Genomic DNA, 16239 nt, shown 5'->3' with positions numbered 1-16239 from the left:
ATTACCTCCATTTTTCTTTGTTATACATATTGTTGCCACAATAAAAGGATACCACAATATCTTGTATTTGTCAATAGTTAATACCTACAAAGCACATGAGTATATTTTGTAGGGTATGCCTGCATGGTCAGCCTTTCATTTCTTCTCTTATGCCTCGCCAATCGGGACAGAACTTGCCCACCAAAGCCCAGAAATCCTTGCTGTGATCCATAAAGACCAAGTGGCAAAGCTCGTGAAGGCAGACGTAATCAATGCACTCTCGGCGGAAAACGATAAGCTTTGAGTTTATGGAAATATGCCTGTTTGAGATACATCTTCCCCAACTTGCTGTCAGCGGTTTTATTGTGACCTTTTCAGGCACAAGCCCTGTGGAGGCAGACATTTTCTGCATACTTTTTGTTATCTCCGCCACTGTGAGATCGTTTATGAACTTGGTGGTCTGCTCTTTTACATAGGTCTGGTCGTTGGTCTTGTTCACGGCAATGAGAAGCTTGCCGTCCTCTATCTTGGGAGAAAAATACTTATCAGTTTGAACAAGGGTCAGGGTAAGCTCGTTCCCCAAAAGTCTGAGCCTTTCGCCATCGCAGAAATCTTTCGGCAGACCCACCGCCGCCTTGTCTTTTTGCTCCTTTATCCAGCCCAGATTGTTATTAATAAAGCTTTCAAGCTGCTGCTTTGAACAGCCGTAAGGCACACGCACTGTCAAAGTGCCGTCACGCATACCCATATTAAGGCGACTTCTTTTGGCAACGTCAAGGATAAAGTCTATGCGCTCACCGTTTTTATCCTCGATAAAAGTATTATATTTCGGCACTTCAAAGCCCCCATATCCAAAAGCGCCGCACATTCTTTTGTGCGGCGCTGTATTTTTTACCACTGTACTGCTATAGAGCTGTCTGTTGTAAGATAATCCTTATAAATATATCCTGTGAGTGGACCGTCTATGTTCATGAAATTTATCTTCACATATCCGTTATCCTCATATTCAAGAACGTTTACCTGAACGCCCGGTGACATACAAACGATATTCTCAGCGTCATTATCAGGTGCCACATGAAGATAAGCATACTCTGTGACATACATTACTTCAAGCACATCTGTCTGGCTAGACTCGTCGCTGGACACATCTGTTACCGCACCGCTTTCGTCCACACTGCTGTTATCAGTAACGGACGTATCCGCAGGGGCGGCGCTGTTCACTGGCTCAGCCACAGACTCATTTGTATTTATGGTGGCAGTATTTATACCCTTTGGCACTTCTGAACTATTGCTTGCAAAAAGCCCCTTGGCAAGCAGAAGTATCACGCACAGCACAAATATGCCCACAACTATTATTGCGACAACGCTCGCCGTATTTCCCGAAGCCTTGCGGGAAACGTTATTCTTGTTATTATCCATATATTGCACGGCACAAGCCGTCACATTTCGCCTCCTTTTGCAGGAACACACCTGCACACCTGCAAACAAAGCACAGGTACATAAACATATTATAATATTTTTTATCATCAATGTCAATGACAGTTTAATTACAATATTGTCACATTTCACTCTTTAAGCCCTCTTCTTGAGATATTTGCCATATTTACACCGATATTTTGACATTATAGCCAAATAGGCGTTTACTAATTTGATTAAAATACATATTAACAGAATCAACAAAATGTGATATAATGAGTTCTAAGGGCGTGCCTTGGGAGGCGTTGCCCTTATAGTATAAAAGCAAGGGGGCAGGAAGTTGCATAAAAAAATTATCTGCGGTGCATTGTCTGCTGCAATGTTCCTGACCCTTTTTTCAGCCTGCGGTCGATCTGAAGAGAGCGTAGTCAATACTAAAAACTCCTCGTTTATCGAACAAGAGGAAGTCGTTGACAGCCCTGCAAAGATATTTTTCTCAGCATGGAACGGCAGTGAGATAACTGCTGACACGGCTAGAGAGCATGGTATGATTTTCATGGACTCTTCGGAAGAAAGTGATATGCGCTGGGCTGAGTTCTGTGAGTGCGTAAAAAGCGGCACTGAGGCTGAGATAACAGTATGCACAAGCACGCAGGTGATACATGCTGAAAGCTATTTGGAGGGGGACAGTGGAGTTCTTACCATAGAATCTGAGGACTTTTCTGAGGGCAGCATGAAGCTTTTCTCAAAAAAGCTTTCTGCCGACAGCCTTTACAGCGTTTGTGAAAACGGCTTGACGGTATATTACGCAGGAAGCAACAAGCTTTATCAGACAGAGAATGTAACAAGTGAGCTTACAGACGTTCCTTTTGAGCAAAAGATATACAAGTGCAGCAGTGAAGCCAACATGACATTCCCCTATCAAAAAATGTTTTCAAATTATGATGATTTCAGTGAATATTATTTGAAATACAATGGTGAGCTGCAAATTCAGGAAATGAAAAAGGATATGGAAGCTTTTGAAAACGAAGGCGGCTTCAACAACCATGTTATTTTTCTAAAAGGAGAGCTTTCAGGATATGAACATATCGACTACAAAGCAGTAAGGGCGGTCAAGGACAAGGATTCCCTTTTCATATATGTGGCTAAAGAGATACCCGAGAACAAGGCAGGGGCGACTTCAAAACGTCAGATAACTGTCACAGTGCCGTCAGAGTATCTTGACGAGATAAGCCCCAAAAACATAAAATGGATAGTTTTCACACAAGAGTGACAAAAGGCGGGCAAGGTGTCTGCCTTTTTTTATTCTGAAAGTTGACAGATAAAAGCATTAGTATTATAATAAGGTCAACACCTCATAAGGAGATATTTATATGAAGCTTTTTTACCCTGAGATATTTGATGAATTTGTCTGCACAGGCTCGCAGTGTTCTGACAACTGCTGTATGACCGATTGGGATATCGAGATAGACGAGGACACCTACGGCTTTTACAAAAAGCTTGACAATGATATAGGCAGGAAGTTTGTGAACTCAGTTACGGAAGACGAGGGCGTGAAATATCTTGTCCACTGCGACGGAAAATGCCCTATGCTCAACGAAAAGGGGCTTTGCTCTGTTCAGCTTGCTTACGGTGAGGAAAACATCTCAGACATATGCCGTGAACACCCGAGGTTTTACGAGTGGTTTGGAGATTACAAGGAGGCTGGCGTGGGACTTGCCTGCGAAGAAGCTGTGAGAATGTATCTTTCTGACGATGAGCCTGTGAGATTTTTTACCAAAGAGATAGATGAAGAACCTGACGACCTTGAGTTCGATCCCCAGCTTCTTGAAACCATGCTTTTTGCACGGACGGCTTTCATTGACCTGCTTCAAAACAGAGAATATTCTCTCCATGACAGGCTTGTGAACGTTCTTTCAGCGTCAGCGGAGATACAATATGCTCTTGACGAAGAGGATACAGAGGAGATAAAAGCCATTGCCCAGGAGCTTTCCCACCCTGAGATAATTGCAGAGCGTGTGGAGAGCTTGAAAAAGGCTTTGCCTGAAAAGCCTTTGGAAAATGCCGAAAATATGCTTTTGTATCTTGAACGTCTTGACTTTATAGGCGACATTCTCCCACAGCAGATAAAGGACGCAAGCCGCTTTGTGAAAAAGCTTTCCGCACCCTTAAAGGCTCAGACGAGCGGTGAGTACGAAAAGCTTGCGGTATATTTTGTATACAGATATTTTCTTAAAGCTGTGAGAGATTTCGACCTGCTGTCAAAAATAAAGGCTATGATAGTGTTCGTTTTTGCCGCAGAGGTCATAAACCTCAGTCGTGAGCAGGACGCTCACGCACGCTTTGAAACCGTCAAGGAGCTTTGCAAGGAGATAGAATACTCAGGTGACAACATGGACAGGATATATGACGACAGCTATCTTTCCGATATTTTCTCCGATACTTCTATGCTTGCACTTCTTGAATGGACGCTTTAGAGAAGAAGGTAACCAAGCCCCAGGAGAAGCTTTATGTCTGCACCCTGCTTGTATAATATGTAAATAAGCAGACCGATAAGGGCTTTTTCCTCGTCTATCTTTATATCGCCTAAATTCCCCCCAAGCAGACCGCTCAAAAGCGAACTGCTCTGAGGGGCTTTTTGTGGGCTATGAGCATTCTGAGTGCGAGGGGTTTCCTCTGCATTAGGTGGTGCAGGCTCGCTATTAGGGCTTGCGCTCACAATGCTTCGTGAACGCCTTTGCATTTCTCTCACACGGCGAATGGCTTCCTCCTGCATGGTGGTGAAATTATTGTCATCAGAATAAGCCAAGCAGATCACCTCCCAGAAGCCCGCTTTCTTTCAGTGCGGGATAGACCGCAAAAAGCTTGAATATTTTTATGAGCCTGTCTATTTTCGCCTGATTTTCTTCTTTCAGCAGAGGTCGCAAAGCAAGAAGAAGCTGGATATTTTTATCGGGCTTTGAAGCTGACTGCATAATGCTTTGTATCTTCATAAGCTTTGCAATATCAAGACCCCCTGTCTGTGTCGCTTGCGCAGGCTTGCTTTCCGCAGGTGGAGAAACGCCACCTAGGCTTTGGAGAAGCTGAGAAAAGTCCATGTTCTGAGGGCTTTGTGGAGCTTCGCTCTGACCGCCCTGTTCTCCCTGTCCGCCGTTATCCGCCGTGAGCATATCCGCAAGCTCCTTTATCTGCTTCATGCTTTCCTCGTCATTAAGCACATTCTGTATTTTGTTCATCAAATCGTCCAATTATTTCACCGCCTGTTCGAGCTTTTGCCCTGTAAAATACTATTTTCCCTGAAGCTTTTTGAATATCGCCCTTGCCTGTGGTGAGGACAATATTTTCTCGGCAGTTTTCGGATCTGACAAAGCCTTTTGAAGCATCATAGCCTCGTTTTGTGGCATACCCTGAAGCGCCCTGTCATAAACTCCGCTTTCAAGCTGACCTTTCAGCACATCAGGAGTAGTGCCTAGCTTTCTTGAAGCCACTGCAAGAAGCGCCTGCATGGCTTTTGGATCCATAGAATTGAAGCTGTTTTTTGCGCTCATAAAAAATTCTCCTTTTTTCTATAGTATTTATAAATATTTATGTTATAATATTGCTTGTTATAACTGGTAAAGGGGTGTAACTATGAGAATAATCGTTTTTTCGGATACTCATGGAAATTATTCTGCAATGCACAAAATATTCAAGAGAAACGGCGACGCCGACCTGTTTATTTTTCTTGGTGACGGCGAACGTGACCTTGACAGCCTGAGAGTGCAGTATCTTGACAAAAAGATAGTAAACGTATCAGGAAACTGCGACTTTGCTTCGCTCACTCCCGAAAACGACATATACATGACCGATGACGGTATAAAGATATTTTTCACCCATGGCCACAAGTGGGGCGTGAAATACTCTACCGACAGACTTTTTTACAAAGCCAAGGAAATAGGCGCACAGATAGCACTTTTCGGACACACACACTGCCGCTACTACGCCTATGAGGAGGGTATCCACATTTTAAACCCCGGCAGTGCAGGACAGCCGAGAGACGGCAAGCCTGCAAGCTATGCCTATATTGACATCACAAAGGACGGTGGCATATTCTGTAGTCACGTTGACCTATAATATGCTCAGGACTTAGATCTTGTTAAACAAAAAGCGGACGAACACTTTTCATGTTCGCCCGCATTTTTATGCTAAAAATTATTCTGATATCTCTTTTCTTACCCTTTCAAGCTCATCAAGGAACATCTGATCCGCATGGCTAAGGCGGTAATTGCTCTGATAGATAAGAACGTCCTTATTGGTCTTTTTGAAGCTATGACAAACTCTCTGCACAAGGCCATAACGCTTCAATATCTCCTTTGGCAAAGGACTTACCCACATGAATGAGTCTGGACAAGCCGAGAGGATATCGAACTGACTTCCTCTCTCATAGACGTAAATATGCCTGCTGTGATTATTAAGCTCAGCGTTTTTCTTCTGATAAGTCGCTGAGATGTTCGGCACGATATTATCGCCGTGCAATACCTCTATGTATTTATCAAGGACAGTTTCGTTTATCTCTTTTTCTTTAGCAAGCTGGCTGTTTTCGCTTGTGATAAGTACATAATCGAACTCCCACACGTTATGATATTTCAGATTTTTCTCTTCTATCATAGACATGAAAAAGCTCTCATATGCCACAGGATAACGGATTATACCCATGTTATATTCGCATTCCACCACTGCGTTTATGGCTTCCATGGAGTTTGTTTCCCTTATTTTTGCGTCAAGCTCCACATTCGTGCCTAACTTGTTCACAAAGCAAGTGAAAGCGTGGGTTATATAGCTTGCCCTTGGCAAAAGCAGAGAGAAGTTCACAGCGTTTTCACCATTATCCTTATAAAGGCTCTCCATTTTATCCATTTGCACAAGTATGGCCTTTGCATACTGCAAGAACTGTTTGCCCTTTTCTGTGGCAACAACACCCTTTGCACTTCTTTTAAAAATCGGAATGCCAACTTCTCTTTCCATTTCCTTTATGGCTTTTGAAAGGTTAGGCTGACCCATATAAAGTGCTGAAGCTGCTTTTGTGATAGACCCAAGTCTTTCGACCTCTACCATATATCTGAGATGAGTTAAATTCATAGTTTCCCCTTCTTTGTTATCGGTATATAAAATTTTAAGGTTGCCATATAATATTATATATGCTTTCTGTCAATTTCATTATAAAGCTTTGTTAAAAACTTGTCAACCACAAGGAGCGTTTTTTAACATTTATTTAACATAAAGCAAAGTCATTTACCTCTTGACAATGCCTTTATACTCTGTTATAATCTTATATGTTTAAGGCTTACTTCTGCCGCCGGGTAGAAGTTTTGCGTCGGACCTGCTGTCGTTAGGCTTTAAAAGACAGCGGTGTTCGGCGTTTTTTTGTGGGATAAACGGAGGATAAAAATGAAGAAAAATTCACATCTTAGGGACTTTGCCAGATACGCTTCTCTGAACGTTCTCGGAATGATAGGTGTATCGTGCTATATCCTTGCGGACACGTTCTTTGTCGCAAAGGGCATGGGTGCTGACGGCGTTACGGCACTTAACATTGCCATTCCGATATACAGCCTTATCCACGGCACCGGACTTATGATCGGCATGGGCGGAGCGACAAAGTTTGCAATATACAAAAGTCAGGGACGTGACGAAGCAGGAAGCAGAGTTTTCACCTGTGCACTGCTTATGGCTCTGGTGCTTGGAGCGATATACTTTTTGGGCGGAGCGTTTTTTTCAATGCCACTTGCAAAGCTTCTTGGTGCAAAGGGCAGCGTTGTGGGCATGACTAATACCTACCTAAAAGTGCTTATGATGTTCGGACCGTTCTTGGTGCTTAACGACACTTTCAACTGCTTTATAAGAAATGACGGAAACCCAAAGCTTTCAATGGCGGCAATGCTTACGGGAAGCTTTTCAAACATAATACTTGACTATGTGTTCATTTTCCCGCTGGATATGGGCATTTTCGGAGCTATCCTTGCAACAGGGCTTTCGCCTGTCATAAGCCTTTGCATACTGAGCATATACAAATTCCGCAAAAAGAACAGCTTCCATATCGTCAGGGCAAGGCACGAAGGGAGAACCTTTGGCGGCATATTGTCCATAGGCGTGCAGTCGCTTATAACTGAGCTTTCATCAGGCATCGTAGTGCTTGCGTTCAATATAATAATACTTGGTCTTGCAGGCAACACAGGCGTTGCAGCTTATGCAGTGATAGCGAATACTTCCATTGTGGCGGTATCCATATTCACCGGTATCGCACAAGGCGGTCAGCCGCTTATCAGTGCTGCTCACGGCATTGGCAACAAAGACCGTCTTAGAGCAGTGCTGAGATATTCTGTTATATCACAGCTTGTAATAGCGCTTATGGTTTACCTTGCTATTGCATTTTTCACAACGCCTATCGCCGCTATATTCAACAGCGAGCATATCGACTCTCTTCAGCGCATGGCAGAGGACGGCATGAAAATATACTTCACCGGATTGTTTTTCTCAGGCTTCAATATAATAATATCTGCATTTTTTGCGGCTTCTGAAAAAATCATACCAGCTCAGACCATCACCATATTAAGGGGCTTTGCTCTTATCGTGCCAATGGCTTTCATTATGTCCAAGGCAGCAGGATTAACTGGCGTATGGCTTGCTTATCCTGTCACGGAATTTATCGTAGCGGCAATATCCATAATATTCTATATAAGAAACAGACACAAGACATAAAACAAACGGCAAAGCATCAGGCTTTGCCGTTTTATTTTTGCGTAAAGCTTGAAAAAAGTTGATTTTTATGCTATCATAAAGAATAGTGATTAATTTTGCGGAGGTCAACTGACAAATGATAAATGCAAGCGGCGACACGCTGATAATAGATATAAGGGACGAGCTTTCTTTTGAGTATGGTCACATTGACGGAGCAGTGAACATCCCTGCCGAAAAGCTTGATAAAAGCGACCTGCCAAAGGACAAAAGTCTTCTTATCTGCTGTAAAAGCGGACTTATAAGCGACACTGAGGCCGAAAAGCTTCGAGAGCTTGGCTATGACGCTGAAAACCTGGAGGGTGGCTACTATGGCTGGCTGAGAGAAAAGCTTTCCAAAGAGGTCGTAGAGGATATCTCACAGGACGCTGAGCGGAGCATACAAAAGAAATTCCGCAAGGAGATATGGAACAGATTCACACAATCTGTGAACGAATATGAGCTTATAAAGCCTAATGACAGGATAGCGGTGTGCATATCGGGCGGCAAGGATTCAATGCTCATGGCGAAGCTCATACAAATGCTTCACCGCCACAGCAAATTCCCTTTCGAGGTAAAATATCTTGTTATGGATCCGGGCTACAGCCCTGCAAACCGTGAGATAATCGAGCGCAACGCAAAGCGGCTTGGAATACCCATAACAGTGTTTGAGTCTGATATTTTCGACTCTGTATACAATGTGGAGAAAAATCCATGCTATCTGTGCGCACGAATGAGAAGAGGTCATTTATACAGCAAGGCACAGGAGCTTGGCTGTAACAAGATCGCACTTGGACATCACTATGATGATGTTATCGAAACTATACTAATGTCAATGCTTTACGGCGGACAGATACAGACCATGATGCCAAAGCTCAACAGCACAAATTTTGAGGGTATGCAGCTTATAAGACCTCTCTATATGGTCAGAGAGGACGACATAAAAAGGTGGCGTGACTATAACGGGCTGCGGTTCATACAGTGTGCCTGCAAGTTCACCGACACCTGCACCACCTGCGCACCTGACAGCAGAACAGTATCAAAGCGTATGGAGATAAAACAGCTTATTGCAAAGCTAAAGCTTGTTAATCCGCAGGTGGAATACAACATTTTCAAGAGCGTGGAAAACGTTATGCTCAATCAGGTCATTGCATACAAAGACGACGAGGGCAGACACAGCTTTTTGGAGAGATTCAAAGAGGAATAAAAAAATCATCGCCGCAGGCGATACCTTAATTCCTCATTCCTCACTCCTCATTCCTCACTTATCTATAAGGTGGCATAATAATGATATTTCTATTTCTTCTGCCCTTTTATCTGGGCGTATCATCATACATGATGTTCCGATTTTTCTACTGGATGAAGCACTGCAACCACAGATTTAACTGGCTGCGTTTCAAAGTGCCTTTTGCAGTGGTCTATCTTTTCATGGCGCTTTCGCCTGTTATAGCTTTTCTGCTCCCGAAATCCGCCGTTGCTATCGTCATAAGGCGAATTTCTACATACTGGATAGGCATTATGCTCTACTCCCTTTTGTATGTGGTGCTTTTTGACCTGCTAAGGCTTATTGCAAAACACACGAAGCTCAAAAACACGCTGCTTTTTTCCCGAGGAAGCGTTATTTCCATAGGTTCGGTGGTTGTGGCTTGTGCGGTGGCGACTTGTCTTTACGGCATTTTCAATGCACGAAACATCAAGGTAAATGAATACAGCGTAACTGTCAACAAGTCGTGCGGCAGTGACAAGCATTTAAAAGCTGTGCTTGTGGCTGACCTGCACATGGGTTACGCTATCGGTGTGGATCACATCACCAACATGGTTGAGAAAATAAACCAGCAGGACGCTGACATTGTTATAATAGCAGGAGATATTTTTGACAACAGCTATGACGGCATGGACGATCCCGAAGGTATAAAGGCACAGCTCAAGTCCATAAAAAGCAAATATGGCGTATATGCGGTTTACGGCAATCATGACATTGATGAAAAGATACTAATGGGCTTCACATTCGATTGGGGCGGCAAGCAGCTTAATAGTGAAAAAATGACAAACTTTATGAAAGAGTGTAACATAAAGCTTATAAATGATGAGTCTGTTTTGATAAACGATGAGTTTTATCTTGTGGGCAGGCGTGACACTGACAAGCCCGGTACTGAGGACGGCACTCGTACAGAGATATCAGAGCTTACGAAGGATCTTGACAAGACCAAGCCGATATTCGTGCTTTCCCACGAGCCTGACGAGCTTCAAAAGACCGCTGACGCAGGCGCAGACATAGATTTCTCAGGTCACACACATGACGGACAGCTTTTCCCAGGCAATCTTACCATAGGTCTTTTCTGGGAAAACCCATGTGGCATGATAAAGAAAGATAATATGTACTCCATTGTCACCTCTGGTGTTGGTGTATACGGCACTTTCATGAGGGTAGGAACTGACGCTGAGATATGCTCTGTAGATATTGATTTTGCTGGTTAAGTTATATAGTAAAAGGTCTGTCACTTGATTTTGGTGACAGACCTTTTTTATGCTAAACAATATCCTTTTCAAACACGGCTTTGATATTCATATCCCCGTTCACCTTAGCCTTTATCTCCAATTGGGTATTATCGCCCTTTACGCCCTCCCAATGGTCAAAATGCCAGCCTGATTTTGCTTGTGCGTTCAATTTTATCTCACAGCCGTCAAAATATGTGCCGCTATAATCACTTTCTATTTCAACGCCCCCTATCAAAACGCTTCCCTGCTCGTTATCCGCTGATATCTTCACTGTTCTGCGCTCATAATAGTCAAACTCTCTTTCAAGATAGCCAAGCACTTTATCATATCTTCCCTCAATAAAATTCTGCCAACGTATTATCATAGGGTCTGTAGCTTTCGCAAGGTTTGCCCATGTTGGAAAACGGTCGAAATAATTATCAAGCTCGCCGTAATAGATATTCTTATAATATTCGAGATACTCCCCGAACCGCTCCGCAGTAAAGTTCACGCTTCCAAGCTGACACATTGCCGAGGTGAGCTTCAAATCGAATTCCTCGTTATCTATAAGGCTGCAAAGTATTCCGCCAAACTTTGTATAGCTTTGGCTTCTAAGATACGAGAACATATTTGTTTCCAGATCCTTCTCGTTATAATGCGAGCATGACGATTCCGTGTCGAACAGCACAAAGCGCCATCTGCCATCTGCATAGCTATTGCCCTGCTCTATGGTTCTTGTGCGCCAACAAGCATAGTTGTTCTGCGGCCAATCGTCATTGAAGATATACATTTCAGTGGCGGCATACTCCACAAGGTTATCCATATCTATCATTGCGCAGGCTTTGCGATAATTCTCCTCAATGGACATATCATTCTCTGTGATAAACTTATACATATCATTGAAAAGCTTTTCGTCCTCAGCCTCACCCTCGCTCAGCTCATCATTTTTATACATGACAACGTTGCTTTTTGCAACATTATATCTATCCGCAAAATATCTGTCGCTGTAATCGGATTGGAGAGTATAAAGTCCCCAGTATTCACCGTCTATAAACACCACGCAGGCTGTTCCCTGCTGAGTTTCAACGCCTCTGCCTGACACCATATTTTGTATCATCATGTCCTTGAATTTTGAATAATTGGCGTCATTTCCGCCGTTTCTAAGCACAAAGGTCTTGCATGAGGTGATAGCCTCGCCGTTTACATCTGTAAAGCTATCCCAGGAAACTGTATCAAAAGAGCTTTTGCCGTAATCGTTTCGAGCATAAAGCCTGAACGACTTTTGATAATCCGCCCTAGACCAGCCGCCTTGTATCCTTATGCCGCAATCCTGAGAAATAAGACTGTTGCCCTCGCTGTCGAAATACTCAACATAACATTCCTTTTCCCACTCTCTGCCACGCTGATTATAGTTTGCAGGGATAGAGCCGTTCCAAGGGTGGTCGGGGTTTTCTTCGTCATATTCTTTGTATACGTCCCCAAGACAGTAAATGCCCGTTTTTTCGTTGAAAAGCCCATCAGGATCGGTGGTAATGGATACTATAGGCAGATCGTTATGATCTGCACTTGAAACGTCCACAAAATAAGTGGCAGTAACAGTTTTTCCGCACTTTCCGCTTGTACCCTCTGCGCAGGCTCTAATGACAGTGCCTTTATTAACTGCGCTTTTGTCAGGCAGTTTTATGCTGTCACGATAATCAAGCTGTATTTTCATAGGGTCATAAGCCGAAAGGACATTTTCATCATCTGACCTGTCGTCAATTCTCAGGGCATTTTCATAGACCTTTCTTGTGTCCGACGTGGCAGGGTCGGTGCCGTCGGTGGTATAATACACTGTCTGCCCCTCTCCTGCGGTTATCTCAAGGTCAAAAGCCTTTTCATAGCTGCCTGCCGCCTGAGAAAACACAGGTGTATCTCCAATAGTTTTCTCTGCATTCGCTGCAAGAGGTGTAGGCTCTGAAACGTACATTTCACCCTTGACATTTTTAGAATAGCTCACGCCCTTTTTAAGCTTAGGCAATTTTATGCTCTCACACTGGAACGAGTCATATTTCAGCATTATCTCCGCTTCGCTGACCTTGCCTATGCTGAAATCAGCGTGAGGAAAATCAGCATTTTCAAAGCCTGCTGACGAGCAGTATACTATTATATAGTCATGGGCTTTAATGACATATCCACCCAAAGGCTGATCTCCACCGCCATTTTTTGAAAGTGAAAATCCCGTAAGAGAAATATCTTTATTCGTGGGATTATATATCTCTATCCAATCGCTTGGTTCTCCGTTTTTGTCCTGCATAGCTGTTTTCTCAGATGTTTCGCTGTTTGAGGGGCATATCTCGCTTATATATATTTTCGGCGGTCTTATTATCACAGCAGCAAGCATTACAACCGCTGCCACCGCCGCAAGACAAAGCCCTATCACGGAAACCCTTTTCAGTCCCAATATGAAACCTCCCGCTCTGCAATATTACAAATATCATTATAGCCTTTTTTCACATTTCTGTCAACCAACTGCAAAACATACAAAATCCATGGGGATTTTCTCTGCGGCTTTTACTATTTCTACAATCCTTTTAACTTTTACTTGACAAACTTTTACGGCTGTGCTTTAATAGAGTAGTAGGGTAAAATCCCCGTAAACACGAAAGGAATGGTACATATATGAAGTTAAGAAAAGTTCTGGCACTTGCCGCTGCAGCGGTAATGGCTGTGGCTGCTCTTGCGTCATGCGGCGTTAAGGAGGACTCCTCAAACGATTCAAAGGCAGGCGGCTCATCAGAAAAGCACTATAAGATAGGCATTGTGCAGATAATGGAGCATACATCTCTCAACACTATCAGAGATGCTGTTATCGACAGACTTGCAGAGCTTGGCTATGTTGACGGCAAAAACTGCACTATCGACGCTCAGCAGGCTAACAACGAGTCAACAACTGTTCAGCAGATACTCGACCAGTTCAAGGCTGACGGTGACGATATCATCATCGCTATCACAACACCATGCGCACAGCTTGCAGCTCCATACTCTGAGGAGATACCAGTAGTATTCTCCGCAGTAACAGACCCTATCGGTGCAGGTCTTTGCGACTCGCTTGAAAGCACAGGGGCAAACATCACAGGCACATCTGACAAGCTCGCTATTACAAAGATACTTGACTTTGCGCTTGAAATGAAGCCTGAAATAAAAACTCTCGGTTATCTTTACAACACAGGCGAGGACAACTCAGTTTCTACCCTTCAAGAAGTAAAGGCTTACTGTGAAGAGAAGGGTATCACTGTTATCGAGGGTGCTGCGTCAAACACATCTGAGGTGCAGGAAGCTGCTCAGAACCTTGCCGCAAAGTGCGACGCTGTATTCTCACCTAACGACAACACTATCGCAGGCGCTATGGGTACAGTTACAGAAGTTATGAACAAGGCGAAGGTTCCAATGTTCGTTGGCGCTGACTCAATGGTAATGGACGGTGGTCTTGGCACTGTTGGTATCGAGTATTCCGACCTTGGTAAGGAAACTGCAAACATGGCAGCTCAGATACTCAGCGGTGAAAAGAAGGCGTCCGAGATACCAATAAAGGTATTCAACGAAGACCTCAGCACTTATATCAACAAGACAACTGCTGACACGATCGGTATCACTATTCCTGACGATATTGCAAACGGAGAAAAGACAGTTTACTTTGATTAAACTATTGCAAAATCAAATCAAACATAGTATAATAGTAGGGAGCGGGACTTTCGCTCCCTGCTATTTTTTATTGAAAGGAAAATTATATGAAACTGAATAAGAAAACAGTTATCTCGCTTATACCGAAAGCTGTGCTTTTGATCTTACTTCTTGTGATAATAAACACTCAGCTCACGGAAAGCGTTGTTACGGGAACATTTGAAAAGGGTCTTGTTTTTTCTATCCTTGCACTTGGAATATTCATCTCATTCAGGATACTAGATATCCCTGACCTGTCGGTAGACGGAACTTTCACCCTTGGCGTTGCAGTATCAGTTATGCAGGCTTTCAACGGCGACCCTATCAAGGGAATACTGCTGTCAATAGTTGCAGGAGCTATCGCAGGAAGCGTGACGGGAATACTTATCACAAAACTCAACGTTCAGCCTATACTTGCGGGAATAATCACAATGACGGCTCTTTACTCCATAAACCTGAAAATCATGGATAGACCTAATATTTCACTCTATAAGAAAGATACTATATTTACAATAGCTCAGAAATATTTCGGCGACTATTACAAGCTTGCGGCGGCAGGTATCGTGCTTGTTATTGCGGCTGTTCTGCTTTTCTGGTTTCTTAAAACTCAGGCAGGAATGTCACTTAGAGCCACAGGCGACAACGAATACATGGTAAGGGCTTCTTCAATAAACTCAGACAGAATGAAGATCATGGGCTTTGCCATTGCAAACGCTTTGGTATCCCTTTCAGGCGCAATGTACGCTCAGTATTCCTCGGCAGGCGACTCAAACAGCGGCACAGGTATGCTGGTGGTAGGTCTTGCTTCTATAATTATCGGTGAGATATTCTTCAGCAAACACTCGATCCTCTGCGGAATACTTGCGGCGATATTCGGTGCGATAGCATACAGATTTGTTCTTGCTTTTGCAATGAATCTCGGTATGGACAGCAACTACACAAAGCTTTTCTCAGCCTGCATAGTTGCCATTGCTATCTCTCTGCCTGCTATCAAGAAGTATATCACAAAGGCATACAAGCGTGTATGCAGTGACAAATAGGAGGTTTAAAATGCTTAAGCTTGAAAATATAAACATAACCTTCAACAAGAACACTGCCAACGAGCGTAAGGCACTCCAGCACATAGACCTTGATGTGGCTGACGGAGATTTTGTTACAGTAATAGGTTCAAATGGTGCAGGAAAATCCACACTTATGAACGTTATCAGTGGCAGTTACGAGGCTGACACCGGCAAGATATTCCTTGACGGAAAGAACATCACTCACCTAAAGGAGCATCAACGTGCAAGAACTATAGGCAGGCTTTTCCAAGACCCGCTGAGAGGAACTGCGCCAAACATGACCATAGAGGAAAATCTCGGCCTTGCCTACAGTCGTGGAAAGCGTCGTTCGCTGACTATCGGTATCAGGAAAAAGGACGTTTCAGTGTTCAGAGAAAGGCTCAAGGAGCTTGACTTAGGTCTTGAGGACAGAATGAAAATGCCTGTGGGACTGCTTTCAGGAGGTCAAAGGCAGGCTCTTACGCTGCTTATGGCGACTATCGTTACACCAAAGCTTCTGCTTCTTGACGAACACACTGCGGCACTTGACCCTAAGACCGCAGAAAAGGTCATGAGGATAACCGAAAAGATAGTAAAGGAAAACGCACTGACTACTCTTATGATAACACACAACATTTCAAATGCCATTGAATACGGCAACAAGACTATCGTAATGAGCCAAGGCAAACTGCTTCTTACTATCGAGGGCGAGCAGAGAGCAAACATGACGGTGGAAAAGCTTATGAAGCTTTATTCCGACACCGCCGAGGACGAACTTTCAGACAAGATGATACTTCAAGAATAATCAGACATACAAAAAGGCGTTGTAAAAAAACAGCGCTCAAAGAGTCGAGATTTCCTGCTTTTGGGA

16 protein-coding genes are annotated in these 16239 nt (G+C 43.6%); 9 read left to right on the top strand and 7 right to left on the bottom strand.

The window, feature by feature from the left end; translation table 11 throughout:
- Positions 1 to 127: 127 nt before the first annotated feature.
- Positions 128 to 814 (bottom strand): M48 family metallopeptidase, encoded by a 687-nt coding sequence (locus WS40_RS05775; RefSeq protein WP_046440978.1) that lies wholly within the window; start codon positions 812 to 814, stop codon positions 128 to 130.
- A 56-nt stretch (positions 815 to 870) separates the two neighbouring features.
- Positions 871 to 1398, bottom strand: a complete 528-nt coding sequence (locus tag WS40_RS05770; RefSeq protein WP_046440938.1) for an SH3 domain-containing protein — start codon at positions 1396 to 1398, stop codon at positions 871 to 873.
- 337 nt (positions 1399 to 1735) lie between these two features.
- Between WS40_RS05770 and WS40_RS05765 the strand changes: the two genes are divergently transcribed.
- Both WS40_RS05765 and fliB read left to right on the top strand, forming a co-directional pair.
- Positions 1736 to 2668: a hypothetical protein gene (locus tag WS40_RS05765; RefSeq protein WP_046440935.1), complete on the top strand. Its 933-nt coding sequence runs from the start codon at positions 1736 to 1738 to the stop codon at positions 2666 to 2668.
- Positions 2669 to 2768: 100 nt separating this feature from the next.
- Positions 2769 to 3872 carry a flagellin lysine-N-methylase gene (gene fliB, locus WS40_RS05760; protein ID WP_046440933.1) on the top strand — a complete coding sequence of 368 codons (1104 nt, stop codon included), beginning with the start codon at positions 2769 to 2771 and terminating at the stop codon, positions 3870 to 3872.
- On the opposite strand, the gene WS40_RS05755 is transcribed toward fliB, so the two are convergent.
- From WS40_RS05755 to WS40_RS05745, 3 genes are read right to left on the bottom strand one after another with little or no spacing between them, the layout of a single operon-like run.
- A complete protein-coding gene (locus tag WS40_RS05755; protein WP_046440931.1) occupies positions 3869 to 4204 on the bottom strand; it encodes a hypothetical protein in 336 nt (111 codons plus the stop codon). The genes fliB and WS40_RS05755 overlap by 4 nt on opposite strands.
- The gene (locus WS40_RS05750; RefSeq protein ID WP_256321770.1) at positions 4191 to 4643 is read right to left on the bottom strand and encodes a hypothetical protein; all 453 of its coding nucleotides are present in this window, start codon (positions 4641 to 4643) and stop codon (positions 4191 to 4193) included. The genes WS40_RS05755 and WS40_RS05750 overlap by 14 nt, the downstream gene beginning before the upstream one ends.
- Before the next feature lie 39 nt (positions 4644 to 4682).
- Positions 4683 to 4943, bottom strand: coding sequence for a hypothetical protein (locus tag WS40_RS05745; RefSeq protein WP_022286541.1), 261 nt, complete (start codon positions 4941 to 4943; stop codon positions 4683 to 4685).
- An 82-nt stretch (positions 4944 to 5025) separates the two neighbouring features.
- Between WS40_RS05745 and WS40_RS05740 the strand changes: the two genes are divergently transcribed.
- Positions 5026 to 5508 (top strand): metallophosphoesterase family protein, encoded by a 483-nt coding sequence (locus WS40_RS05740; protein ID WP_022286542.1) that lies wholly within the window; start codon positions 5026 to 5028, stop codon positions 5506 to 5508.
- A 78-nt stretch (positions 5509 to 5586) separates the two neighbouring features.
- On the opposite strand, the gene WS40_RS05735 is transcribed toward WS40_RS05740, so the two are convergent.
- Positions 5587 to 6513, bottom strand: a complete 927-nt coding sequence (locus WS40_RS05735; RefSeq protein WP_022286543.1) for a LysR family transcriptional regulator — start codon at positions 6511 to 6513, stop codon at positions 5587 to 5589.
- A gap of 309 nt (positions 6514 to 6822) precedes the next feature.
- Here WS40_RS05735 and WS40_RS05730 point away from each other — a divergent pair, with 309 nt between their 5' ends.
- The 3 genes from WS40_RS05730 to WS40_RS05720 all read left to right on the top strand — a co-directional run bounded on the left by WS40_RS05730 (position 6823) and on the right by WS40_RS05720 (position 10626).
- The gene (locus WS40_RS05730) at positions 6823 to 8133 is read left to right on the top strand and encodes an MATE family efflux transporter (RefSeq protein WP_046440928.1); all 1311 of its coding nucleotides are present in this window, start codon (positions 6823 to 6825) and stop codon (positions 8131 to 8133) included.
- 115 nt (positions 8134 to 8248) lie between these two features.
- The gene (locus tag WS40_RS05725; protein ID WP_046440926.1) at positions 8249 to 9355 is read left to right on the top strand and encodes an ATP-binding protein; all 1107 of its coding nucleotides are present in this window, start codon (positions 8249 to 8251) and stop codon (positions 9353 to 9355) included.
- 80 nt (positions 9356 to 9435) lie between these two features.
- Positions 9436 to 10626: a metallophosphoesterase gene (locus tag WS40_RS05720; RefSeq protein WP_046440924.1), complete on the top strand. Its 1191-nt coding sequence runs from the start codon at positions 9436 to 9438 to the stop codon at positions 10624 to 10626.
- Between the two features lie 52 nt (positions 10627 to 10678).
- Here the strand turns inward: WS40_RS05720 and WS40_RS05715 are convergent, their stop codons facing one another.
- Positions 10679 to 13069, bottom strand: coding sequence for a CotH kinase family protein (locus tag WS40_RS05715; protein ID WP_325208443.1), 2391 nt, complete (start codon positions 13067 to 13069; stop codon positions 10679 to 10681).
- A gap of 218 nt (positions 13070 to 13287) precedes the next feature.
- Here WS40_RS05715 and WS40_RS05710 point away from each other — a divergent pair, with 218 nt between their 5' ends.
- From WS40_RS05710 to WS40_RS05700, 3 genes are all read left to right on the top strand, one after another.
- Positions 13288 to 14310, top strand: coding sequence for an ABC transporter substrate-binding protein (locus WS40_RS05710; RefSeq protein WP_046440919.1), 1023 nt, complete (start codon positions 13288 to 13290; stop codon positions 14308 to 14310).
- An 86-nt stretch (positions 14311 to 14396) separates the two neighbouring features.
- A complete protein-coding gene (locus WS40_RS05705; RefSeq protein ID WP_325208442.1) occupies positions 14397 to 15368 on the top strand; it encodes an ABC transporter permease in 972 nt (323 codons plus the stop codon).
- A gap of 10 nt (positions 15369 to 15378) precedes the next feature.
- Positions 15379 to 16173 (top strand): ABC transporter ATP-binding protein, encoded by a 795-nt coding sequence (locus WS40_RS05700; RefSeq protein ID WP_022286550.1) that lies wholly within the window; start codon positions 15379 to 15381, stop codon positions 16171 to 16173.
- Positions 16174 to 16239: the final 66 nt, after the last annotated feature.

Source organism: Ruminococcus sp. N15.MGS-57 (assembly GCF_000980385.1).
Classification (GTDB): domain Bacteria; phylum Bacillota; class Clostridia; order Oscillospirales; family Ruminococcaceae; genus Hominimerdicola; species Hominimerdicola aceti.
This window is presented reverse-complemented; position numbering and strand designations above follow the sequence as displayed.